The organism is Pseudomonas fragariae (ex Marin et al. 2024) (genome assembly GCF_059621105.1).
This window is the reverse complement of the sequence record NZ_CM184369.1, coordinates 3,838,738-3,862,500: the sequence shown is the minus strand read 5'-3', so window position 1 is coordinate 3,862,500 and position 23,763 is coordinate 3,838,738. Positions and strand designations below refer to the sequence as shown.

Annotated in this window: 19 protein-coding genes, 2 tRNA genes and 2 rRNA genes; 9 read left to right on the top strand and 14 right to left on the bottom strand. The window is 58.1% G+C overall.

All coding sequences use genetic code 11. The features are described from left to right. Positions 1 to 76 precede the first annotated feature (76 nt). From AC54XV_RS16530 to rrf, 4 genes are all read left to right on the top strand, one after another. Positions 77 to 153, top strand: a tRNA-Ile gene (locus AC54XV_RS16530). 30 nt (positions 154 to 183) lie between these two features. Further along, positions 184 to 259, top strand: a tRNA-Ala gene (locus AC54XV_RS16525). Between the two features lie 242 nt (positions 260 to 501). Beyond that, a 23S ribosomal RNA gene (locus AC54XV_RS16520) occupies positions 502 to 3,395 on the top strand. A 158-nt stretch (positions 3,396 to 3,553) separates the two neighbouring features. Next, a 5S ribosomal RNA gene (rrf, locus tag AC54XV_RS16515) occupies positions 3,554 to 3,669 on the top strand. Between the two features lie 152 nt (positions 3,670 to 3,821). Here the strand turns inward: rrf and queD are convergent. Then, entirely contained in the window at positions 3,822 to 4,178 is a 357-nt protein-coding gene (gene queD / locus AC54XV_RS16510; protein WP_024639679.1) for a 6-carboxytetrahydropterin synthase QueD, read from the bottom strand. Positions 4,179 to 4,364: 186 nt separating this feature from the next. Here queD and AC54XV_RS16505 point away from each other — a divergent pair, with 186 nt between their 5' ends. The 5 genes from AC54XV_RS16505 (at position 4,365) to AC54XV_RS16485 (ending at position 8,343) form a co-directional block, all read left to right on the top strand. Further along, positions 4,365 to 4,673 (top strand): PepSY domain-containing protein, encoded by a 309-nt coding sequence (locus AC54XV_RS16505; RefSeq protein ID WP_024639678.1) that lies wholly within the window; start codon positions 4,365 to 4,367, stop codon positions 4,671 to 4,673. After that, on the top strand, positions 4,673 to 4,981 hold the full coding sequence (locus AC54XV_RS16500; protein WP_003317989.1) for a PepSY domain-containing protein: 309 nt from the start codon (positions 4,673 to 4,675) through the stop codon (positions 4,979 to 4,981). The genes AC54XV_RS16505 and AC54XV_RS16500 overlap by 1 nt, the downstream gene beginning before the upstream one ends. Continuing rightward, positions 4,981 to 5,649: a response regulator transcription factor gene (locus AC54XV_RS16495; RefSeq protein WP_003405126.1), complete on the top strand. Its 669-nt coding sequence runs from the start codon at positions 4,981 to 4,983 to the stop codon at positions 5,647 to 5,649. Before AC54XV_RS16500 ends, AC54XV_RS16495 begins: the two co-directional genes overlap by 1 nt. Next, complete coding sequence (locus AC54XV_RS16490; protein WP_024642924.1) at positions 5,646 to 6,965, top strand: sensor histidine kinase; 1,320 nt, start codon at positions 5,646 to 5,648, stop codon at positions 6,963 to 6,965. Before AC54XV_RS16495 ends, AC54XV_RS16490 begins: the two co-directional genes overlap by 4 nt. Before the next feature lie 313 nt (positions 6,966 to 7,278). Beyond that, entirely contained in the window at positions 7,279 to 8,343 is a 1,065-nt protein-coding gene (locus AC54XV_RS16485) for an AI-2E family transporter (protein WP_003405122.1), read from the top strand. Positions 8,344 to 8,449: 106 nt separating this feature from the next. Here the strand turns inward: AC54XV_RS16485 and nuoN are convergent, their stop codons facing one another. The 13 genes from nuoN to AC54XV_RS16420 all read right to left on the bottom strand — a co-directional run bounded on the left by nuoN (position 8,450) and on the right by AC54XV_RS16420 (position 23,401). Continuing rightward, the gene (gene nuoN, locus AC54XV_RS16480) at positions 8,450 to 9,919 is read right to left on the bottom strand and encodes an NADH-quinone oxidoreductase subunit NuoN (RefSeq protein ID WP_024642923.1); all 1,470 of its coding nucleotides are present in this window, start codon (positions 9,917 to 9,919) and stop codon (positions 8,450 to 8,452) included. A gap of 7 nt (positions 9,920 to 9,926) precedes the next feature. After that, positions 9,927 to 11,459 (bottom strand): NADH-quinone oxidoreductase subunit M, encoded by a 1,533-nt coding sequence (nuoM, locus tag AC54XV_RS16475; RefSeq protein WP_002554022.1) that lies wholly within the window; start codon positions 11,457 to 11,459, stop codon positions 9,927 to 9,929. A 39-nt stretch (positions 11,460 to 11,498) separates the two neighbouring features. After that, positions 11,499 to 13,352, bottom strand: a complete 1,854-nt coding sequence (gene nuoL, locus AC54XV_RS16470; RefSeq protein ID WP_010427021.1) for an NADH-quinone oxidoreductase subunit L — start codon at positions 13,350 to 13,352, stop codon at positions 11,499 to 11,501. Continuing rightward, positions 13,349 to 13,657: an NADH-quinone oxidoreductase subunit NuoK gene (gene nuoK, locus AC54XV_RS16465; protein ID WP_003317980.1), complete on the bottom strand. Its 309-nt coding sequence runs from the start codon at positions 13,655 to 13,657 to the stop codon at positions 13,349 to 13,351. The genes nuoL and nuoK overlap by 4 nt, the downstream gene beginning before the upstream one ends. Continuing rightward, positions 13,654 to 14,163: an NADH-quinone oxidoreductase subunit J gene (nuoJ, locus tag AC54XV_RS16460; RefSeq protein ID WP_003317979.1), complete on the bottom strand. Its 510-nt coding sequence runs from the start codon at positions 14,161 to 14,163 to the stop codon at positions 13,654 to 13,656. The genes nuoK and nuoJ overlap by 4 nt, the downstream gene beginning before the upstream one ends. 10 nt (positions 14,164 to 14,173) lie before the next feature. Next, on the bottom strand, positions 14,174 to 14,722 hold the full coding sequence (gene nuoI, locus AC54XV_RS16455) for an NADH-quinone oxidoreductase subunit NuoI (RefSeq protein ID WP_003405112.1): 549 nt from the start codon (positions 14,720 to 14,722) through the stop codon (positions 14,174 to 14,176). 11 nt (positions 14,723 to 14,733) lie between these two features. After that, positions 14,734 to 15,741 (bottom strand): NADH-quinone oxidoreductase subunit NuoH, encoded by a 1,008-nt coding sequence (gene nuoH, locus AC54XV_RS16450; protein WP_003405110.1) that lies wholly within the window; start codon positions 15,739 to 15,741, stop codon positions 14,734 to 14,736. Beyond that, positions 15,738 to 18,455, bottom strand: coding sequence for an NADH-quinone oxidoreductase subunit NuoG (nuoG, locus tag AC54XV_RS16445; RefSeq protein ID WP_096126789.1), 2,718 nt, complete (start codon positions 18,453 to 18,455; stop codon positions 15,738 to 15,740). Before nuoG ends, nuoH begins: the two co-directional genes overlap by 4 nt. A 136-nt stretch (positions 18,456 to 18,591) precedes the next feature. After that, positions 18,592 to 19,950: an NADH-quinone oxidoreductase subunit NuoF gene (nuoF, locus tag AC54XV_RS16440; protein ID WP_003405108.1), complete on the bottom strand. Its 1,359-nt coding sequence runs from the start codon at positions 19,948 to 19,950 to the stop codon at positions 18,592 to 18,594. After that, a complete protein-coding gene (gene nuoE, locus AC54XV_RS16435) occupies positions 19,947 to 20,444 on the bottom strand; it encodes an NADH-quinone oxidoreductase subunit NuoE (protein ID WP_003371730.1) in 498 nt (165 codons plus the stop codon). Before nuoE ends, nuoF begins: the two co-directional genes overlap by 4 nt. A 2-nt stretch (positions 20,445 to 20,446) precedes the next feature. Continuing rightward, on the bottom strand, positions 20,447 to 22,228 hold the full coding sequence (gene nuoC / locus AC54XV_RS16430; RefSeq protein ID WP_011268276.1) for an NADH-quinone oxidoreductase subunit C/D: 1,782 nt from the start codon (positions 22,226 to 22,228) through the stop codon (positions 20,447 to 20,449). A gap of 74 nt (positions 22,229 to 22,302) precedes the next feature. Beyond that, positions 22,303 to 22,977: a NuoB/complex I 20 kDa subunit family protein gene (locus tag AC54XV_RS16425; RefSeq protein WP_003405105.1), complete on the bottom strand. Its 675-nt coding sequence runs from the start codon at positions 22,975 to 22,977 to the stop codon at positions 22,303 to 22,305. A 10-nt stretch (positions 22,978 to 22,987) separates the two neighbouring features. After that, positions 22,988 to 23,401, bottom strand: a complete 414-nt coding sequence (locus AC54XV_RS16420) for an NADH-quinone oxidoreductase subunit A (RefSeq protein WP_002554011.1) — start codon at positions 23,399 to 23,401, stop codon at positions 22,988 to 22,990. Positions 23,402 to 23,763: the final 362 nt, after the last annotated feature.

The window sequence follows — 23,763 nt, the reverse complement described above, 5'->3', positions numbered from 1 at the left end:
CATTGAAGAAGACGATTAGAAGCAGCTTTAAGCTCCAAGCTGATAGCTCAACGCTAGCGGCTACAAGCTCGAAATTGGGTCTGTAGCTCAGTTGGTTAGAGCGCACCCCTGATAAGGGTGAGGTCGGCAGTTCGAATCTGCCCAGACCCACCAATTTTGTGTGGGAAACGCCTGTAGAAATACGGGGCCATAGCTCAGCTGGGAGAGCGCCTGCCTTGCACGCAGGAGGTCAGCGGTTCGATCCCGCTTGGCTCCACCACTTACTGCTTCTGTTTGAAAGCTTAGAAATGAGCATTCCATCGATCCTGACGATCAGTGCCTGAATGTTGATTTCTAGTCTTTGATTAGATCGTTCTTTAAAAATTTGGGTATGTGATAGAAAGAAATATAGACCGGGCACCTCTTTCACTGGTGTGTGTCCGGGTTAAGGTAAAGTTTGTGAAATGCAAACTTTCGGCGAATGTCGTCTTCACAGTATAACCAGATTGCTTGGGGTTATATGGTCAAGTGAAGAAGCGCATACGGTGGATGCCTTGGCAGTCAGAGGCGATGAAAGACGTGGTAGCCTGCGAAAAGCTTCGGGGAGTCGGCAAACAGACTGTGATCCGGAGATGTCTGAATGGGGGAACCCAGCCATCATAAGATGGTTATCTTGTACTGAATACATAGGTGCAAGAGGCGAACCAGGGGAACTGAAACATCTAAGTACCCTGAGGAAAAGAAATCAACCGAGATTCCCTTAGTAGTGGCGAGCGAACGGGGACCAGCCCTTAAGTTGTATTGAGATTAGCGGAACACTCTGGAAAGGGTGGCCATAGTGGGTGATAGCCCTGTACGCGAAAATCTCTTTGCAATGAAATCGAGTAGGACGGGGCACGAGAAACCTTGTCTGAATATGGGGGGACCATCCTCCAAGGCTAAATACTACTGACTGACCGATAGTGAACCAGTACCGTGAGGGAAAGGCGAAAAGAACCGCGGAGAGCGGAGTGAAATAGATCCTGAAACCGTATGCGTACAAGCAGTGGGAGCCCACTTTGTTGGGTGACTGCGTACCTTTTGTATAATGGGTCAGCGACTTATTTTCAGTGGCGAGCTTAACCGAATAGGGGAGGCGTAGCGAAAGCGAGTCTTAATAGGGCGTCTAGTCGCTGGGAATAGACCCGAAACCGGGCGATCTATCCATGGGCAGGTTGAAGGTTGGGTAACACTAACTGGAGGACCGAACCGACTACCGTTGAAAAGTTAGCGGATGACCTGTGGATCGGAGTGAAAGGCTAATCAAGCTCGGAGATAGCTGGTTCTCCTCGAAAGCTATTTAGGTAGCGCCTCATGTATCACTGTAGGGGGTAGAGCACTGTTTCGGCTAGGGGGTCATCCCGACTTACCAAACCGATGCAAACTCCGAATACCTACAAGTGCCGAGCATGGGAGACACACGGCGGGTGCTAACGTCCGTCGTGAAAAGGGAAACAACCCAGACCGTCAGCTAAGGTCCCAAAGTCATGGTTAAGTGGGAAACGATGTGGGAAGGCTTAGACAGCTAGGAGGTTGGCTTAGAAGCAGCCACCCTTTAAAGAAAGCGTAATAGCTCACTAGTCGAGTCGGCCTGCGCGGAAGATGTAACGGGGCTCAAACCATGCACCGAAGCTACGGGTATCATCTTTTGATGATGCGGTAGAGGAGCGTTCTGTAAGCCTGTGAAGGTGAGTTGAGAAGCTTGCTGGAGGTATCAGAAGTGCGAATGCTGACATGAGTAACGACAATGGGTGTGAAAAACACCCACGCCGAAAGACCAAGGTTTCCTGCGCAACGTTAATCGACGCAGGGTTAGTCGGTCCCTAAGGCGAGGCTGAAAAGCGTAGTCGATGGAAAACAGGTTAATATTCCTGTACTTCTGGTTATTGCGATGGAGGGACGGAGAAGGCTAGGCCAGCCTGGCGTTGGTTGTCCAGGTTTAAGGTGGTAGGCTGAGATCTTAGGTAAATCCGGGATCTTAAGGCCGAGAGCTGATGACGAGTGTTCTTTTAGAACACGAAGTGGTTGATGCCATGCTTCCAAGAAAAGCTTCTAAGCTTCAGGTAACCAGGAACCGTACCCCAAACCGACACAGGTGGTTGGGTAGAGAATACCAAGGCGCTTGAGAGAACTCGGGTGAAGGAACTAGGCAAAATGGCACCGTAACTTCGGGAGAAGGTGCGCCGGTGGAGGTGAAGCATTTACTGCGTAAGCCCCTGCCGGTCGAAGATACCAGGCCGCTGCGACTGTTTATTAAAAACACAGCACTCTGCAAACACGAAAGTGGACGTATAGGGTGTGACGCCTGCCCGGTGCCGGAAGGTTAATTGATGGGGTTAGCGCAAGCGAAGCTCTTGATCGAAGCCCCGGTAAACGGCGGCCGTAACTATAACGGTCCTAAGGTAGCGAAATTCCTTGTCGGGTAAGTTCCGACCTGCACGAATGGCGTAACGATGGCGGCGCTGTCTCCACCCGAGACTCAGTGAAATTGAAATCGCTGTGAAGATGCAGTGTATCCGCGGCTAGACGGAAAGACCCCGTGAACCTTTACTATAGCTTTGCACTGGACTTTGAATTTGCTTGTGTAGGATAGGTGGGAGGCTTTGAAGCGTGGACGCCAGTCTGCGTGGAGCCAACCTTGAAATACCACCCTGGCAACTTTGAGGTTCTAACTCAGGTCCGTTATCCGGATCGAGGACAGTGTATGGTGGGTAGTTTGACTGGGGCGGTCTCCTCCTAAAGAGTAACGGAGGAGTACGAAGGTGCGCTCAGACCGGTCGGAAATCGGTCGTAGAGTATAAAGGCAAAAGCGCGCTTGACTGCGAGACAGACACGTCGAGCAGGTACGAAAGTAGGTCTTAGTGATCCGGTGGTTCTGTATGGAAGGGCCATCGCTCAACGGATAAAAGGTACTCCGGGGATAACAGGCTGATACCGCCCAAGAGTTCATATCGACGGCGGTGTTTGGCACCTCGATGTCGGCTCATCACATCCTGGGGCTGAAGCCGGTCCCAAGGGTATGGCTGTTCGCCATTTAAAGTGGTACGCGAGCTGGGTTTAGAACGTCGTGAGACAGTTCGGTCCCTATCTGCCGTGGACGTTTGAGATTTGAGAGGGGCTGCTCCTAGTACGAGAGGACCGGAGTGGACGAACCTCTGGTGTTCCGGTTGTCACGCCAGTGGCATTGCCGGGTAGCTATGTTCGGAAAAGATAACCGCTGAAAGCATCTAAGCGGGAAACTTGCCTCAAGATGAGATCTCACTGGAACCTTGAGTTCCCTGAAGGGCCGTCGAAGACTACGACGTTGATAGGTTGGGTGTGTAAGCGCTGTGAGGCGTTGAGCTAACCAATACTAATTGCCCGTGAGGCTTGACCATATAACACCCAAGCAATTTGCGTCGAATGACCAGATTGCGGTGACTGTGAAGATGACACGAACCGAAAGTTTGCGTCACGAATGACACCTGAAACAGCTTGATATCACATACCCGATTTGCTGAAGCGCGCCGCAGGGCACGACTCGGTACCCGAATTTCTTGACGACCATAGAGCATTGGAACCACCTGATCCCATCCCGAACTCAGTAGTGAAACGATGTATCGCCGATGGTAGTGTGGGGTTTCCCCATGTGAGAGTAGGTCATCGTCAAGATTGAATTCCAGAAACCCTCTTCGCTTACGCGTTGAGGGTTTTTGTTTTTTCGGCTAACAGAATCCAGCACGTGAAGTGCCTCATTCAACACATGCTGCCGGTCTACAGGCACAAAAAACCACCGCTGAGGTGGTTTTTTATTGTCAGGGCAATCAATCGCCGCGGTATTCACATCCGCTGGTGCAGGTCTCGTGAATACGGACTGCCGACAGCTCCGGGAGCAGAGGCTTTAATTCATTCCAGATCCATTTCGCCAGGTTTTCGCTGGTTGGATTATCAAGGCCCGGGATGTCATTCAGGTAGTTATGATCGAGGCGTTCATACAGCGGCTTAAAGATCGCCTTGATTTCCGAGAAGTCCCGGATCCAGCCGGTATGGGGATCAACCTTTCCGGCCAGATGAATGCCGACACGAAACGAATGGCCGTGCAGACGTCCACACTTGTGCCCCTCCGGAACGTGGGGGAGGCGGTGTGCTGACTCGAAGGTAAACTCTTTGAAAATTTCCACTGTGTATTGGCCCCGGAAAAATGGCGATCGCTAACGCGATAAATGCAATCGGGGAGTTTAACAGCAATGGCCTGAAACTCCATGCCAGGAGCGCTTGGTGGCACTCGGCCAGATCTATTCAGTTTGAGTTAAGTTGTACCGGTTAAGGTGGACGCCATAGAAGCACCGATCGCTATGGATACCCCTATGAAAACGCTGACGACCCTGCTGGCGGCCCTTACATTTGGTTTGACGTCCTGTTTCATTCAGGCGCGTGAGGTCGACCCACAGGAAGTGCTGCGTCTCAGTGATGCAGGTACGCTTCATTCGGCTGAAAAGCTCGATGCCAAAGCGCTGAGCAAACACCCCGATGCCCGTATCATTGGCACGCAGTTCAAGAACATATACGGCAGGTACGTTTACAATGTCGAGCTGCGTGACAAACAGGGTATCGAGTGGGTTCTCGAAATGGACGCCGCCACGGGCCAGGTCTACAGGAATCATCAGGACAACTAATGAATGTCGACAAGCGTCTCTGTGTCATCCTTGGTTTGAGCCTGACCTGCTCCTTTGTGTACGCCAGAGATCTGAATCAGGATGAAGCGCTCAGTTTGCGGCAGCGCGGAGTCATATTGCCTCTTGAACAGTTCATTGAGCGCGCGATGGGCCTTCATCCGGGCTCTCGTTTGCTGGAGGCCGAGCTTGAGGAAAAGAATAATGTGTACGTGTATGAATTTGAATTGCTGACCCCTGAGGGCGTTGTTCGCGAGCTCAAGTTCGATGCGCGTGATAGCCGATTGTTGAAAGACGAGGATGATGACTGATGCGCCTGCTACTGGTTGAAGACCACGTTCCCCTGGCCGATGAGCTGCTCGCTGCGCTGGGGCGTCAAGGCTATGCGGTCGACTGGCTGGCTGACGGGCGCGATGCGGTTTATCAAGGAGCAAGCGAGCCGTATGACTTGATTGTTCTGGATCTGGGCTTACCCGGCATGCCAGGGCTCGAGGTTCTTCAGCAGTGGCGCAGCAAAGGTCTGGCGACCCCTGTGTTGATTCTGACCGCGCGGGGTTCCTGGTCAGAGCGTATAGAAGGTTTGAAGGCAGGCGCTGATGATTACCTGACCAAGCCTTTTCATCCTGAAGAGCTGCAGCTGCGTATTCAGGCGCTGTTGCGACGTTCGCACGGGCTGGCCAACCAGCCCACGCTGGAATCGGCCGGTCTTAATCTGGATGAAGGCCGGCAATGCGTCAGCCGGGATGGCGTGGATATCCAGCTCACCTCGGCTGAGTTTCGTCTGCTGCGTTATTTCATGCTCCACCCGGGACAGATTCTCTCGAAAAGCCATCTGTCGGAGCATTTGTACGATGGCGAAAACGAGCGTGATTCCAATGTTATTGAAGTCCATGTCAATCACCTGAGGCGCAAGTTGGGCCGTGCAGTCGTCGAGACACGCCGTGGCCAGGGCTATCTGTATGGCGGAGCCGGCGGTTGAAGTCCATACAGCGACGTCTGAGTCTGGGGCTGATCGCCGTCATGGTCGTTGTCGGTCTGGTGATGGCACAGACCAGTCTGTGGCTGTTCGAAGTGGGCTTGCAACGCTACCTGGAGTCAGGTCTGCGCAACGAGAGTGAAAACCTGCTGGTAGCGCTAGTGCGAGGTCCTGCCGGGCTACAACTGGATGACCATCGCCTTTCGGGTGCCTACCAGCGTCCGTTGTCTGGCCATTATTTCCGTATGGACTTGCCGCAGGGACACTGGCGCTCCCGCTCCCTGTGGGATTTCGAGCTGCCCCAGCCCGGGGTGGGTTTGCATGCCAATCTTGAGCTCGGCAAGACCGGGCAATCGCTATTGATGCTGACCAGCGAATACCGCAAGTTCGGCAAGCGGGTTTCAATCACCGTCGCCCAGGATTACACGCCGGTCAGGGCGAGTTTTCGCCTCATGCAGCAGATCGGGCTAGGGCTCGGGCTTGCCGCGCTGATTCTGGTACTGGTGTTGCAACGCATCACCGTGCGAAGAGCGCTTCGTCCGCTTGAAACCGTTCGCGAGCAGATTTTTCAGCTTCAGCAGGGCCAGCGTTCACAGCTGGACAATCAGGTTCCCCTCGAACTCGAGCCGCTGGTGGCGCAGATCAACCACTTGCTCGCGCATACTGAAGACAGCCTGAAGCGCTCGCGCAATGCGCTGGGTAATCTGGGACATGCCTTGAAGACACCACTTGCGGTGTTGCTCAGCCTGGCCCTCAGCGGACAGTTGGACGCCAACCCGGCCTTGCGCAGGACCCTGCAGGAACAGCTGGAAAATATCCGTCTGCGTCTGGAGCGTGAGCTCAATCGCGCGCGCCTCTCCGGTGACGCTCTACCGGGAGCCCGCTTCGATTGTGATGCCGAACTGCCCGGGCTTTTCTCCACGCTGGGCATGATCCATGGTGCTCACCTCCAGTTGATCAACGATGTCGAGGCGGGCATGTACCTGCCGTGGGATCGAGAGGACATTCTCGAGCTGCTCGGCAACCTGCTGGACAACGCCTGCAAATGGGCCGACAGCGAGGTACGTCTGAACATTTTGAGTCAGGCTCAGGGCTTCTGCCTGTTGGTGGATGACGATGGCCCTGGTATTCCCGAGGCGCAACGCGCAGAAGTGTTCAGTCGTGGCGCTCGTCTTGACGAGCAGATTACCGGCCACGGGCTGGGCCTGGGCATCGTGCGCGACATCGTCGAAGCGTGGGGCGGTCAATTGCAATTGCAGGAGAGCCCGGCAGGGGGATTGCGGGTACGCATAGACCTGCCAGAACGGACTGCCCCGTAGTACGTCAGCCCGTATCTTTCAGAGAAATCAATCGCAGCGTTCATCAGCTCGCGGCTGCTGTCGAGAGCGTCGCCGATGAAGCCCGGCAAAGCGCAGAGACCTCCCGCAGCCTGGCAAAACCGGGCGCGCGCCTGGACAGTCTGGTCGATCAGGTCCGGGTCTGATGCCTGTCTGGCAGGGGCTTGAACCCCTGCCATCACTCGCGACTGGCATCGCCGTCATATTGCCTTCATGGAAGATGGCACTCGTGCGCTCGCGTGCTGACTAAGCTCTAGACCGGGCGCGATGCGCGGTCTAATGACATGGACAGGACATGAACGAAACCACGCTGCAATACAAAACCCTCATTCTGCTACTGGTACTGGTGACCATTGCCTTCATATGGATTCTGCTGCCGTTCTATGGCGCAGTATTCTGGGCGGTCATCCTTGGAATCATCTTCGCGCCTGTGCAGCGCAAGTTGCAGATCAAGTTCAACTGGTCACGCAATCTCACTTCCCTGTGCACCCTGACGATCTGTCTGGTCATCGCGATTCTGCCGGTGATCGTGATCAGCGCCTTGCTGGTTCAGGAGGGCACCACGCTGTACAAGAACGTCGAGACCGGGCAACTGGATATCGCCGGTTATCTGGCCGAGTTCAAGGACCTGTTGCCGCACTCCATGCAGGCGCTGCTCGATCGTCTGGGCATGGGCGACCTGGAGGGGTTACGCGACAAGATCGCCAAGGGCGCGATGCAGGGCAGTCAGTACCTGGCGACGCAGGCATTCAGCTTCGGGCAGGGCACCTTCGACTTTGTCGTCAGCGTCTTCATCATGCTTTACCTGCTGTACTTCTTCCTGCGCGACGGACAGGAGCTGGTACGCAAGATCCGCACGGCCTTCCCGTTGGGCGAACAGCAGAAGCGTCGTCTGCAGCTCAAGTTCACCCGAGTGGTACGTGCCACCGTCAAAGGCAACGTGGTGGTCGCGGTGACGCAAGGTGCGCTGGGTGGCTTCATCTTCTGGGTGCTGGACATCCCGAGTGCGTTGCTCTGGGCGGTGATCATGGCGTTCCTGTCGCTGTTGCCTGCGGTGGGAGCCGGGATTGTCTGGGCGCCAGTGGCGATCTACTTCCTGCTTAGCGGCATGATCTGGCAAGGTGTGGTACTGGGCTTGTTTGGCGTCCTGGTGATCGGTCTGGTGGATAACGTCCTGCGTCCGATCCTGGTGGGCAAGGACACCAAAATGCCGGACTACCTGATCCTTATTTCCACGCTGGGCGGCATGTCGGTCTTTGGTCTGAACGGCTTTGTGATCGGGCCTCTGGTGGCGGCGCTGTTCATGTCCAGCTGGGGATTGTTCAGCGGCGCCAAGAAGCCCGTGAAACTGCCTGGCTGACATTGCAAGGACGCATTGCCACGTTTGCCCATGACGTCAGGCATTAGCCGTTTTCGAAGACAAAAAAAAGCCCTGCTCGAGAGCAGGGCTTTTTGTTTGCGCTGGATCAGCCTGCTACGTGCAGACCGGCATTGAGCACCAGATCGAGCAGCGGTTGCGGATACACACCCAGCACGAAGGTCAGGATCGCAACGGCCAGCAGCATCACGCCGCCCGTGCGCTGTGCCCAGTTGATGGCTGCATCATGGCGAGGAAGCTTGTTGTCGACCAGATACATGGTCACCATCACGCGCAGGTAGTAGAACACGCCGATGGCGCTACCGATTACCAGAGCCCCGATCAGCCACCACAACTGCGATTCGACACCAGTGGCGATGATATAGAACTTGCCGATGAAACCTGCGGTGAGCGGGATACCTGCCAGCGACAGCATCATCAGGGTCATGACTGCCGTCAGGTAAGGGCGACGCCAGAACAGTCCACGGTATTCGAACATCGCGTCGGCATCACGTCCACTGTAAGGCGAAGACATCATGGTGATCACACCGAAGCTGCCCAGCGAGGTCAGGACGTAAGTCGCCAGGTAGACGCCGATCGCCTCGACCGCCATGCCCTTGCTGGCCACCAGCGCAATCATCAGGTAACCGAAGTGGGCGATGGAGGAGTAGCCCAGCAGACGCTTGAGGTTGGTCTGAGTCAGCGCCAGCAGGTTGCCGACGAGGATCGACGCGACGGCGATGACTGCCAGTACATCATGCAAGACACCGCTGCTGGCTGCCGGGGAAATCTGGAACAGACGCACCAGTACCGCGAACACTGCCACCTTGCTGGCAGTTGCCAGGAAGGCAGCGACCGGCGCAGGGGCGCCTTCGTAAACGTCCGGGGTCCACAAGTGGAACGGCACCAGTGACAGCTTGAAGGCCAGGCCGACGACCATCATGCCCAGACCCAGGCTGGCAATCGGGCTCGGCATGCCGGTTGCCGCGATGGCCTTGCCGATACCGTCGAAGCTCAGCGAGCCTGCCTCTGCGTACAGCAGCGCCATACCGAACAGCAGGAACGCCGAGCCTGCAGCCGACAGGACCATGTACTTGATGCCGCCTTCCAGCGAACGCTTGTTGAAGAAGGCATAAGCCACCAACCCGTAGACCGGCACCGACAGCAGTTCCAGGCCGATGAACAGCCCCGCCAGATGCTGAGCGCTGACCAGAACCAGTCCACCGGCAGCTGCCAGCAGGATCAGCAGGTAAAGCTCTTCGCGATTGCCCGGATACCCGGCCTTGCCGTCACCTAGATAGGCGTGCGCCATGGTCACGCAAGCGAGGGTAGAGGCGAGGATGATCGCCATGTACAGGCAGGCAAAGTTGTCGATATGCAGCAGTGGCGTCACGACCAGAGGGGCGACTTTCAATGCCGGATAAATCGACAGCAGGGCCAGGTTGAGGCCTGCTACCGAAAGCAGGAACGTTTGCGAGTGATTGCGGCGCCATGCGATCGCAAGCATCACCACGACAATGGTGAGGCTGGTGATCAGCAGTGGCGCAAGCGCAATAAAGTGTTGAATCGTCAGGTCCATAGCGCTCTTACCGGGCCGAAGCGAGTTGAGTGAAGGCAGTGCCTAGCCATTGCTGCACGCCGTGCATGGTCGCCGCCGATGTGTCGAGGAACGGCTGCGGGAATACCCCGAGCACGACCAGCAGCACGGCAAGGCCCAGCACCATGATCATTTCCCGTCCGTCCATGCCCTTCAGAACCTCGTCGGACTTCGACGGGCCGAAGTAGGCGCGGTGGATCATGATCAGCGAGTAGACAGAACCAAATACCAGACCGGAAGTGGCAATCGCCGTGATCCAGGGTGAGCTGGCAAAGCTGCCCAGCAGAATCAGGAACTCGCCGACGAAGTTGCCGGTGCCCGGCAGACCCAGAGAGGCGGCGGCAAAGAACAGGCTGATGGCCGGGATGTAGGCGATGCGTGACCACAGACCGCCCATCTCACGCATGTCGCGGGTGTGCAGGCGCTCGTACAACTGGCCACTGAGAATGAACAGTGCCGCAGCCGATAGACCGTGGGCGATCATCTGGATCAGTACGCCTTGCAGCGCTTGCTGGCTGCCCGAGTAGATACCGATCAGTACGAAGCCCATGTGCGAAACGCTGGAGAATGCGATCAGACGCTTGATGTCGGTCTGGGCAAACGCCAGGAATGCGCCGTAGAAGATACCGACCAGGCCCAGCGTCATTGCAATCGGTGCGAACTCGGCCGATGCGTTGGGGAACAGCGGCAGGGCAAAACGCAGCAGGCCGTAAGCCGCAGTCTTCAGCAGGATACCCGCCAGGTCGACGGAGCCTGCAGTCGGTGCCTGGGCATGCGCATCCGGCAGCCAGGAGTGCAATGGCACCACCGGCAGCTTGACGGCGAAGGCTATGAAGAAGCCCAGCATCAGGATGTACTCGGTGCCTGGTGCCAGTTTGGTCTTCAGCAGGTCGGCGTAGGCAAAGGTGATCACGCCGGTCTGATTGAAGTGCACCAGCACCAGACCCAGGATCGCCACCAGCATGATCAGGCCACTGGCCTGAGTGAAGATGAAGAACTTGGTGGCCGCGTAGATACGGGTTTTCTTGCCATCCGAAGAGCTGTGACCCCAGAGCGCGATGAGGAAATACATCGGCACCAGCATCATTTCCCAGAAGAAGAAGAACATGAACAGGTCGATGGCCAGGAACACGCCGACGACACCGCCCAGAATCCACATCAGGTTAAGGTGGAAGAAACCGACCTTGCGCTGGATTTCCTTCCACGAGCAGAGCACCGACAGCACGCCCAGCAGGCCGGTCAGCAGGATCATCAGCAGCGACAGGCCATCGAGTGCCAGATGCACATCGATGCCGAAGCGGGTGATCCACGGGTGGTGGAATTCCAGGGTCCAGGTCGGATCGGCACCCGGCACCGGCGCGTAGCCGAAGTTGCCGGTAGCCCACAGCCAGAGGCCGAGAACCAGTTCCAGGGTCATTGTCAGCAACGCAATCCAGCGCGGCAGGGTAGAGCCGAAGCGCTCACCCAGCCAGCACAGCAGGCCGCCGATGAAGGGGATCAGGATTAGCCAGGGCAGAATCATGACGGGCTCAATTCCTTTCGCAAATTCGCAAGGTTCATATCAGATCGCAACCAGAACGACGGCACCGAGTACCAGAACGGCACCCACGGCGATCGAGGCAGCATACCAACGCAACTGGCCGGTCTCGGTGCGGCTCATGGTGTCATGACCGCCTTTGACCAGACGTGGGATCAAGCCGATGGTGCGGTCGAACGGATCACTACGCAGTACATGGCTGATTGCCAGATACGGCTTGACGAACAGCTTGTCGTAGATCCAGTCGAAGCCCCATGCCGCGAACCACCAGGCCGAGAGGAAACGGCCCGGAGCGCTGTTGGCGATAGCCGTTGCCAGGCGGCGCTTGCCGAGGAACAGCAACGCTGCCAGCAGGATACCGGCCAGCGCGATGGCGCCGGAGGCGATCTCCAGACTGTGCTTGGCTTCGCCACCGGCATGGCCGACGCTCTGCGGCAGCACACCGGCCAGCGGCGGAGTGATCAGCGCGCCGATGAACGTCGACAGCACGATCAGCACCGACAGTGGCAGCCAGTGAGCGATGCCGTGACCTGCGTGTGCTTCGGTCTTGGCTTCTCCGTGGAACGCGATGAAGATCAGGCGGAAGGTGTACAGCGACGTCATGAACGCGCCCACCAGGCCGGCATACAGCAAACCGTTGTTACCGCTGGCAAATGCTTCCCAGAGAATTTCGTCCTTGGAGTAGAAGCCCGCCGTCAGCAGCGGCAGAGCGGAAAGAGCAGCGCCACCGACGATGAAGCTGGCGTAGGCCAATGGCAGTTTCTTCCACAGACCGCCCATCTTGAAGATGTTCTGCTCGTGGTGGCAGGCAACGATCACCGCACCGGAAGCAAGGAACAGCAGCGCCTTGAAGAAGGCGTGGGTCATCAGGTGGAAGATCGCGCCTTCCCAGGCGCCGACGCCCAGTGCCAGGAACATGTAGCCGATCTGGCTCATGGTCGAGTAGGCGAGGATACGCTTGATGTCGGTCTGCACCAATGCGGCGAAACCCGCCAGAACCAGCGTGACGCCGCCGACAATCCCGACCAGATGCAGAATGTCGGGTGCCAGTGCAAACAGGCCGTGAGTACGCGCGATCAGGTAAACGCCCGCCGTGACCATGGTCGCTGCGTGGATCAGCGCCGAAACCGGAGTAGGACCGGCCATCGCGTCAGCCAGCCAGGTTTGCAGTGGCAGCTGGGCGGATTTACCGACCGCACCGCCCAGCAGCATCAACGTCGCCAGCACGATCCAGAAATCGCCGACCTTGAAGTGTTCCGGCGCCCTGACCAGCAGTTCCTGCACATTGAGCGTGCCCAGTTGCTGGAACAGGATGAACAGACCGATAGCCATGAATACGTCACCGATACGGGTGACGATGAACGCTTTGAGCGCTGCGTTGCCGTTGTTGCGGTTGCTGTAATAGAAACCGATCAACAGGTAGCTGCACAGCCCTACGCCTTCCCAACCGAAGTAGATGAACAGCAGGTTGTCGCCCAGGATCAGGAACAGCATGCTGGCAATGAACAGGTTGGTGTAGGAGAAGAAGCGCGAATAGCCCGCTTCACCGCGCATGTACCAGGACGCGAACAGGTGGATCAGGAAGCCGACGCCAACCACGACGCCCAGCATCGTGACGGACAGCCCGTCCAGATACAGTGCGAAGTTGGGCTGGAAGCCATCGACGTCCATCCAGCGCCACAGCACCTGGGTGTAGTGACCGCCTTCGGGGGGTGCCACGTTGAACTGCCAGATGACCCAGGCAGTGACAATGGCTGACAGGCCGATGGAGCCGACGCCGATCAGCGCAGCGAGGTTTTCCGAGATGCGTCCACGGGAGAACGACAGCAGCAGAAAGCCGATGAGGGGGAATACGAAAGTCAGAAAGAGAAGATTCATCCGCGCATCTCGCTGGCAGCATCGATATCGAGAGTGTGGAAGCGGCGATACAGTTGCATCAGGATCGCCAGGCCGATACTGGCCTCGGCTGCCGCAAGGCTGATCACCAGGATGAACATCACCTGCCCGTCCGGTTGTCCCCAGCGACTGCCGGCAACGACGAATGCCAGTGCAGCGGCGTTCATCATGATTTCCAGGCTCATCAACACGAAGAGAATATTACGGCGCACCATCAGGCCGACCAGACCCAGACAGAACAGGACCCCGGCGACCGCCAGACCGTGCTCAAGAGGGATAGCATTCATTGGCTTGGCTCCTTGGCCTCGTTGCGGCCCAGATGGAAGGCCGTGATGGCTGCTGCAAGCAGCAGCATCGAGGCGAGTTCCACCACCAGCAGATAGGGCCCGAACAGGCTGATGCCGACTGCCTTGGCGTCGACCGTGGTGTGACCGACACCAGCGCCGGTCGGGTTGGCGAACAGCACATACAGCAACTCGGCCAGCAACAGCGCGCCGAGAATGACCGGGCCGATCCAGATGCCGGGTTTGAGCCAGGCACGTTCCTGCTGAACCGAGGCCGGGCCGAGGTTGAGCATCATCACCACAAACACGAACAGGACCATGATCGCGCCCGCGTAGGCAATGACTTCCAGCACACCGGCGAACGGCGCGCCGAGGCTGAAGAACGTCATTGCTACGGCGATCAGCGAGATGATCAGGTAGAGCAGGGCGTGCACCGGGTTCGTGTTGGTGATCACCCGCAGGGTGGACACAACAGCGATACCGGATGCGAAGTAGAAAGCGAATTCCATCTTTACTTCCTTAAGGCAGCAAGCTCTTGACGTTGATCGGCTCGGCTTCGTTCTGTGCGGAGCCCTTGGGCTTGCCGCCAATGGCCATACCGGCAACGCGATAGAAGTTGTAGTCAGGGTTCTTGCCGGGACCGGAGATCAGCAGATCTTCCTTCTCGTACACCAGATCCTGACGCTTGAACTCGGCCATCTCGAAGTCCGGCGTAAGCTGGATCGCGGTAGTCGGGCAGGCTTCTTCGCACAGGCCGCAGAAGATGCAACGCGAGAAGTTGATGCGGAAGAAGTCGGGATACCAGCGTCCGTCCTCTGTCTCGGCTTTCTGCAACGAAATACAGCCAACCGGGCAGGCTACTGCACACAGGTTGCACGCTACGCAGCGCTCTTCGCCATCGGGGTCGCGGGTCAGTACGATGCGACCGCGATAGCGAGGAGGGAGATAAACCTGCTCTTCGGGATATTGCAGGGTGTCGCGCTTGCGAAAGCCGTGGCCGAAGACCATGACCATACTGCGCAACTGGGTACCCGTACCCTTAACGATGTCACCAATATATTTGAACATGGGTCAAATCCTCACTGAACCGAGCCTGCCGGTGTGTTCAACAACACAATCGCAGCAGTCACCAGCAAATTGATCAGGGTCAGCGGCAGACAGAACTTCCAGCTGAAATCCATGACCTGGTCATAACGCGGGCGCGGGATGGAGGCGCGCAGCAGAATGAACAGCATGATGAAAAACGCGGTTTTCAAGGCGAACCAGAAGAAAGCCAGCGATGGCAGAATGTCGAACGGGCCGTGCCAGCCACCGAAGAACAGCGTCACCAGCAGCGCCGAGATCAAGATGATCCCGATGTATTCGCCCACGAAGAACATGCCCCATTTCATGCCGGCATATTCAATGTGGTAGCCGTCAGCCAGTTCCTGCTCGGCTTCCGGTTGGTCGAACGGGTGGCGGTGAGTCACCGCGACGCCTGCGATGAAGAACGTACAGAAGCCGAAGAACTGCGGAATGATGAACCACAGGTTCTGCGCCTGATATTCAACGATGTCGCGCATGTTGAAAGAGCCGACCTGAACCACGATGCCCATCAGCGCAAGACCCATGAACACTTCGTAGGACACGGTTTGTGCCGAAGCACGCAGGCTGCCCAGCAGGGCGAACTTGTTGTTGCTCGACCAGCCGGCGAACAGCACCGCATACACGGACAGACCGGCCATGGCGAAGAAGAACAACAGACCGATGTTCAGATCCGCGACGCCCCAGGTCGGGGTGATCGGGATGACCGCAAAGGCGATCAGCAAGGCGCTCATGGCAACCACTGGCGCCAGGGTGAAGATCACCTTGTCGGCGAACGGTGGGGTCCAGTCTTCCTTGAAGAACATTTTCAACATGTCGGCTGCGATCTGGAACATGCCGAACGGACCCACGCGGTTCGGGCCATAACGATCCTGCCACCAACCCAGCAGACGACGCTCGATGAAACTCAGCAGGGCACCGCAAATCACGACGGCCAGCAACACCACGATGGCCTTGACCACCGCGATGATTGCGTCGATCACATCAGGGGTAAACCAGGTCATTGCGCTGCCTCCTGCAGACCGTCAACGGATTTGCCGAAGAGTGCTGGCGGAATGCCGGGCAGTCCTGCCGGCAATGCCACAAGACCCGCGCCCAGTTCTTCGCTGATGCGCAGCGGCAAGGTCAGCGTTTCGCCGCCGATGCTCAAGGAGAGCAGGGCACCGTCGTTGACGCCGAGACGATCGGCTTCGGATTTGGCCAGGGCGACATAGGCCTGCGGGATGCGTTCCTGAACCGGCGCGGCCAGAGACGAGGTTTCGTCGCTGCCGAACAGGTGGAAGAACGGCACGACCTGCCAGGTGCCGCGTTCTGGAGAGAACGCGCGTGGCACGCTGGAGAACCATGACAGACCATCGCCCTGGCTTTCGATCAGGCGAGTGCCCGGATCGCCGGCACGCAAATGACCGCCGACTTCGTCCTGAAACTTGTTCCAGGCCTGCGGCGAGTTCCAGCCCGGCGACCAGGCGAATGGCACCTGCTGACGAGGCTCGGCCGAGCCCGAGTAGCCTTCCATGGAGAAGGAGAACGCGGTGTCGATGTCTTGCGAGGTGCGCGGCTCATGCACGCTGATGTTGGCTCGCATCGCTGTACGGCCGCTATAACGCAGCGGTTCGCGAGCCAGTTTCAGGCCCTTGATGCGGAACGATGCAGACGGCGCGGCGTTGACGATACCCGCCAGTTGCGGCGTGCTGCCGGCGCAGGCTTCGGTGACGTGGTCGAGTTGCGTCCAGTCGACCGGCTTGTTCAGCAAGGTGGCACGCAGGGCATGCAGCCAGCGCCAGCCTTCGTGGACCAGAATGCTGGCATCCAGATAGGTCGGATCGAAGACCTGGAAGAAGCGCTGGGCGCGGCCTTCCTGGCTGACCAGTGTGCCGTCGCCTTCAGCGAAGCTGGCTGCTGGCAGAATCAGATGGGCACGGTCGCTGGTCGGGGTTTTCTGATGGTCAGCGACGATCACGACTTTCGCAGCGCTCAGCGCGGCGTCGACGATTTTAGCGTCCACACGACGATACAAATCGTTTTCCAGCACTACGATAGCGTCGGCCTTGCCGGAGATCACCGCTTGCAGCGCGGCATCTGCGGACTCGCCGCCGAACATCGCCAGGCCCATGCTGTTGGCTTCGGGCACGATCAGGCTGATGGAACCCTGCTTGTCGCGCAGCTTCAAGGCCTTGGCGATGTTGGCAGCGGCTTCGATCAGCGCTGTCGAACCCAGCGAGCTGCCGGAAATGATCAGCGGTCGTTTGGCAGCCAGCAGTGCGTCAGCAATGCGTTGCGCCAGTTCCAGCGCCTCGCTGTCCAGGCCTTCGACGGCCGGTGCGCTGGCGTCCAGGGCGTGGGCCACGGCAAAACCGATACGCGCCAGGTCATCGGGCGCTGCATGTACGCATTCTTCTGCGACGTCGTCGAGACGGGTTTCGGCGAGGCTGGCGATGAACAGCGGATTGAGCTCGTGCTGACCGATGTTCTTCACGGCCGCGTCGAGCCACGGCTGGACTTTCATCGCCGCTGCCATGTCTTCAGCCTTGCCTTTGACGGCCTGGCGCAAGCCCAGGGCCATACGCGCTGCTGTCTGGGTCAGGTCTTCGCCGAGGACGAAGATGGCATCGTGATCTTCGATGTCACGCAGGGTCGGGATCGGCAGCGGACTGTCGTTCAGGACCTTGAGGATCAGCCTGATACGCTCCAGCTCACCGGCTTCGATACCGCTGTAGAAATGCTCGGCGCCCACCAGTTCACGCAGTGCGTAGTTGCTTTCGAGGCTTGCGCGAGGAGAACCGATGCCGACGATGTTACGGCCGCGCAGCAGGTCCGCCGCCTTGTCCAGCGCCTCGTCCAGGCTCAGTTTGACCTGGCCGTCGACGAGCAATGGCTGACGCGGGCGGTCCTTGCGGTTGACGTAGCCGTAGCCGAAACGTCCGCGGTCGCAGAGGAAGTACTGGTTCACCGAGCCGTTGTAACGGTTTTCGATGCGGCGCAATTCACCGTAGCGTTCACCCGGGCTGATGTTGCAGCCGCTGGAACAGCCATGGCAGATGCTTGGAGAGAACTGCATGTCCCACTTGCGGTTGTAGCGCTCGGAGTGGGTCTTGTCCGTGAACACACCGGTCGGGCAGACCTCGGTGAGGTTGCCGGAGAACTCGCTTTCCAGCGTGCCGTCTTCAACGCGACCGAAGTACACGTTGTCATGGGCACCGTAGACGCCCAGGTCGGTGCCGCCCGCGTAGTCTTTATAAAAGCGTACACAGCGATAACAGGCGATGCAGCGGTTCATCTCGTGCGCGATGAACGGCCCCAACTCCTGATTCTGGTGGGTACGCTTGGTGAAGCGATAACGGCGCTCGTTGTGGCCGGTCATCACGGTCATGTCTTGCAGGTGGCAGTGACCGCCTTCTTCGCAGACCGGGCAGTCATGCGGGTGGTTGGTCATCAGCCATTCGACGACACTGGCCCGGAAGGCCTTGGATTCATCATCTTCGATGGAGATCCAGGTGTTGTCGGTGGCTGGCGTCATGCAGGACATGACGATACGACCGCGTGTGTCGTTCTCGTCCGTGTACTGCTTGACCGCGCACTGGCGACAGGCGCCAACGCTGCCAAGGGCGGGGTGCCAGCAGAAATAAGGGATATCGAGGCCCAGCGACAGACATGCCTGTAACAGGTTGTCTGCACCATCGACTTCGAGCGCTTTGCCGTCTACGTGAATAGTAGCCATGGTTCAAAGGTCTTCGTTGGCCCGTTGTCAGCGGGCGTGGCTAATGGAATCTCGGTAGTACCCGTATCGTTCAGCCCGGAGGGCGTCAGCAGGTACGAGGACGGCAGCCCGAACAGCCGCCGACCGTTGTGTCTTGTTATGCGCCGACCACTGTCGGACTTTTGCCCGGAACGAGCGTGGCTGCGCTGGCTGGCGCGATACCGGCTTCGAACTCGGAACGGAAATACTTGATCGCACTGCCCAAGGGTTCAACGGCGCCCGGTGCATGGGCACAGAAGGTCTTGCCAGGGCCGAGGAAATTGACCAGACCCAGCAGGGTTTCGATATCCCCCGGCTGACCCTGACCGTTCTCGATGGCGCGAAGCATCTTCACGCTCCATGGCAAACCGTCGCGGCATGGCGTGCAGAAGCCGCAGGACTCCTGAGCGAAAAACTCTTCCATGTTGCGCAGCAGCGAGACCATGTTGACCGAATCGTCGACCGCCATCGCCAACCCCGTACCCATCCGGGTGCCGACCTTGGCGATACCGCCTGCGTACATCTGCGCGTCCAGATGCTCCGGCAGCAGGAAACCCGTACCGGCGCCTCCGGGTTGCCAGCACTTGAGCTTGAAACCATCGCGCATGCCGCCGGCGTAGTCCTCGAACAGTTCGCGAGCCTGTACGCCGAAGGGCAGTTCCCACAAACCGGGGTTTTTGACCTTGCCGGAGAAACCCATCAGCTTGGTGCCGTGGTCTTCACTGCCTTCGCGAGCCAGCGACTTGTACCAGTCGTTGCCGTTGTTGACGATGGCAGGCACGTTGCACAAAGTCTCGACGTTGTTCACACAAGTCGGCTTGCCCCACACGCCCACCGCAGCAGGGAAGGGCGGCTTGGAACGCGGGTTGGCGCGGCGGCCTTCCAGCGAGTTGATCAGTGCGGTTTCTTCACCGCAGATGTAGCGACCGGCACCCGTGTGCACGAACAGTTCGAAGTCGAACCCGGTGCCGAGAATGTTCTTGCCCAGCAAACCGGCGGCCTTGGCTTCAGCCACTGCGCGATTGAGGTGCTTGGCTGCGGTGACGTATTCGCCGCGCAGGAAGATATAGCCGCGATAGGCTTTCAGCGCGCGGGCACTGATCAGCATGCCCTCGACCAGCAAATGGGGCAGTTGCTCCATCAGCATGCGGTCTTTCCAGGTATTGGGCTCCATCTCGTCCGCGTTGCACAGCAGGTAGCGGATGTTCATGGACTCGTCTTTGGGCATCAGGCCCCACTTCACCCCCGTGGGGAAGCCTGCGCCACCGCGGCCCTTGAGGCCGGAATCCTTGACCGACTGGACGATATCGTCAGGCGCCTGCTGCGTCAGCGCCTTGCGCGCTGCAGCGTAGCCGTCCTTGGTCTGGTACTCGTCGAGCCAGACCGGTTCGCCGTCGTCGCGCAGACGCCAGGTCAGCGGATGGGTTTCTGCCGTGCGCGCAATGCGGTTGGCAGGGCCGAAGGAAGTGATGGTCATAGGTAACCCTCCAGCATCTTGGCAACGCCAGCAGGCTGTACATCGCCGAAAGTGTCGTCGTCGACCATCACGGCCGGCGCCTTGTCACAGTTGCCGAGGCAGCAGACCGGCAGCAGTGTGAAACGACCGTCGGCGGTGGTCTGACCCAGGCCGATGCCCAGTGAGTTCTTGATCTCGTCGACCACGTTTTCGTGGCCGCCGATGAAACACACCATGCTGTTGCAGACACGAATGATGTGACGCCCGACCGGCTGGCGAAAGATCTGGCTGTAGAAGGTGGCAACGCCTTCGACGTCGCTGGCGGGGATGCCCAGCAGGTCGCCGATCGCGTAAATGGCACCGTCAGGCACCCAGCCACGTTCCTTCTGAACAATTTTCAGGGCTTCGATGGACGCCGCGCGCGGGTCCTCGTAATGATGCATCTCATGCTCGATGGCCGAGCGCTCGGTTTCGCTCAGGGCGAAACGGTCTGTCTGGATTAGCGGGCTATTCATGCTTAGCGGTCCACGTCGGCCATAACGAAATCGATACTACCCAGGTACGCGATCAAGTCCGCGACCATGCTGCCTTTGATCACCGAAGGGATCTGCTGCAGGTGCGGGTAACTCGGGGTGCGGATCCGGGTACGGTAGCTCATGGTGCCGCCGTCGCTCGTCAGGTAATAGCTGTTGATACCCTTGGTCGCTTCGATCATCTGGAAGGATTCGTTGGCCGGCATGACCGGGCCCCACGAAACCTGCAGGAAGTGCGTGATCAGGGTTTCGATGTGCTGCAGGGTGCGCTCTTTCGGCGGCGGCGTGGTCAGCGGGTGATCCGCCTTGTACGGGCCTTCCGGCATGTTGCGCATGCACTGGTCGATGATCTTGATGCTCTGGCGCATCTCTTCGACGCGGACCATGCAGCGGTCATAGGCATCGCCGTTGGCGGCCAGTGGCACTTCGAATTCGAAGTTCTCGTAGCCCGAGTAAGGGCGAGCCTTGCGCAGGTCGAAGTCGCAACCGGTGGAGCGCAGGCCTGCACCGGTGACGCCCCACTCGAGGGCTTCCTTGGTGTTGTAGGCGGCGACGCCAATGGTACGACCCTTGAGAATACTGTTTTGCAGGGCCGCCTTGGTGTATTCGTCGAGACGCTTGGGCAGCCAGTCGACGAAGTCCTTGACCAGTTTTTCCCAGCCACGCGGCAGGTCGTGAGCGACCCCGCCGATGCGGTACCAGGCAGGGTGCAGACGGAAGCCGGTAATGGCTTCGATCACGGTGTAGGCTTTCTGGCGGTCGGTGAACGTGAAGAACACCGGTGTCATGGCGCCCACGTCCTGAATGTAGGTTCCCAGGAACAGCAGGTGACTGGTGATACGGAAGAACTCGGCCATCATGATGCGGATGACGTCGACCTTTTCCGGCACCTTGATGCCTGCCAGCTTCTCGACCGAGAGCACATAAGGCAGGTTGTTCATCACCCCGCCCAGGTAATCGATACGGTCGGTGTAGGGAATGAAGCTGTGCCAGGACTGACGTTCGGCCATCTTCTCGGCACCACGGTGGTGGTAGCCGATGTCCGGAACGCAATCGACGATTTCTTCACCGTCCAGTTGCAGAATGATACGGAACGCACCGTGAGCGGAAGGGTGGTTCGGGCCCAGGTTGAGGAACATGTAGTCCTCGTTGGCGCCAGAGCGTTTCATGCCCCAGTCTTCCGGACGGAAGCGTGCGGCTTCCTCTTCCAGTTGCTGTTTGGCAAGGGTCAGGCTGTACGGGTCGAACTCCGTCGCACGGGCAGGGAAGTCCTTGCGCAGCGGATGGCCTTCCCAGGTCGGCGGCATCATGATGCGGCTCAGGTGCGGGTGGCCCGGGAAATCGATACCGAACATGTCCCAGACTTCACGCTCGTACCAGTTGGCGTTCGGCCAGATGCTGGTGATGGTCGGTACGCTCAGGTCGCTTTCGGAAAGCGCTACCTTGATCATCACGTCGCTGTTTCGCTCGATCGACAGCAGGTGATAGAACACGGTGAAGTCTGCGCCGGGCAGACCACGACGGTTTGTGCGCAGCCGTTCGTCCACGCCATGCAGGTCATAGAGCATGGAGTAGGGCTTGGGCACGTTGCGCAGGAACGTCAGAATTTCAAACAGTCGGGCGCGCTCGACCCACAGCACGGGCATACCGGTGCGAGTCGGCTGGGCAGTGAAAGCCTCGGCACCAAAACGGTTATTCAGTTCAACGACGACATCTTGGTCGTCAGCCTTGTAAGGCGGGATGTACAGAGCGTTGTCTGCAGTCATAGGTCTCAATCACTTCGGTCAACGTACAGAATCAACCCCGGTTCTTGTCTTTTTTATAAGAAGAACGGGCTGGATCAGACTTCGTCGGGGCTGCGCAGGTTGGTCACCTGAATACGCTGTTCGCGGCGCTGTTCCTTTTGCGATGGCATCTCGGCGCGGTATACGCCTTGATCGCCAACGACCCAGGAAAGAGGGCGACGCTCCTTGCCGATGGATTCCTGCAACAGCATCAAGCCTTGCAGAAACGCTTCGGGGCGGGGCGGGCAGCCGGGCACGTAGACATCCACGGGAAGGAATTTGTCCACCCCCTGGACCACTGAGTAGATGTCGTACATGCCACCGGAGTTGGCACACGAACCCATGGAAATGACCCACTTGGGTTCGAGCATTTGCTCGTAGAGACGCTGGATGATCGGCGCCATCTTGATGAAGCAGGTACCGGCAATAACCATGAAATCCGCCTGCCGTGGCGACGCCCGGATGACTTCAGCGCCAAAGCGCGCGATGTCGTGGGGGGCCGTGAAAGCGGTGGTCATTTCCACATAGCAGCACGACAGGCCGAAGTTGTAGGGCCACAGGGAGTTTTTACGCCCCCAGTTGACCGCACCGCTCAGCACGTCTTCCAGCTTGCCCATGTAGATGTTTTTGTGGACTTGATCTTCTAACGGATCGGAAACGGTTTCCCGTTTGCCGATGGGGTACTGCTCGTTAGGAGCGTCCGGGTCGATCCTGGTGAGATTATATTGCATCGCCAAAGCCTCATTGTTTCAGCTTCGCTTGCCGATTACGGCGACCTTCAGGAGCCCAGTCAAGAGCGCCAACCCGCCATAGGTAGACAAGACCTGCCAACAGAATTGCTATGAAAACGAGAGCTTCGACGAATCCGGTCCAGCCGCTTTCGCGGACGGACACAGACCAGGCAAAGAGAAAGAGGGCTTCAATGTCAAAGATCACGAAAAGCATCGCGACCAGATAGAATTTTGCGGAGAGACGCAGACGCGCACTGCCGGTGGGCAGCATGCCGGATTCGAAAGGTTCGTTCTTGCTGCGGCCCCAGGCCTTGCTTCCGAGCAGGCTGGACAGACCGAGCATGAAGGCACAAAGGCCGACAACACCCAAAAGGAAAATGGCGAAGCCCCAGTTGTGGGCAATCAGACCTGTCGATTCGGGCATGCTGTCAGTCCTTGTTAGAGAGCAAAGGTCTCTGTGCTTGATAAAGAGTCGAGTCAGTGACGAAATGTCGCAGTGCGGTCAACGGATTGATTTTATGTGCAAACAGTTGGCAAGTAAATTTTCTACATCAAATTTATTTACGGAATCAATCGCCCGAGACCTGTCGGGAAGGCTGCAGGGCCTGTGAGGCGGGCGTCAGCAGGGTTTTCGTTAATTATGTTTCTTGATGACGAAAAGGAATAAAAGGCAATTTGAATGATAATTAATATCATTTGAAGAGGCCTTGATAGTTCAAAGTACGGTAGTCGGCGCATAGTGGGTGACGGGACTGCTTATAAAGTGCGCCTTTTATAGCAGTCGCT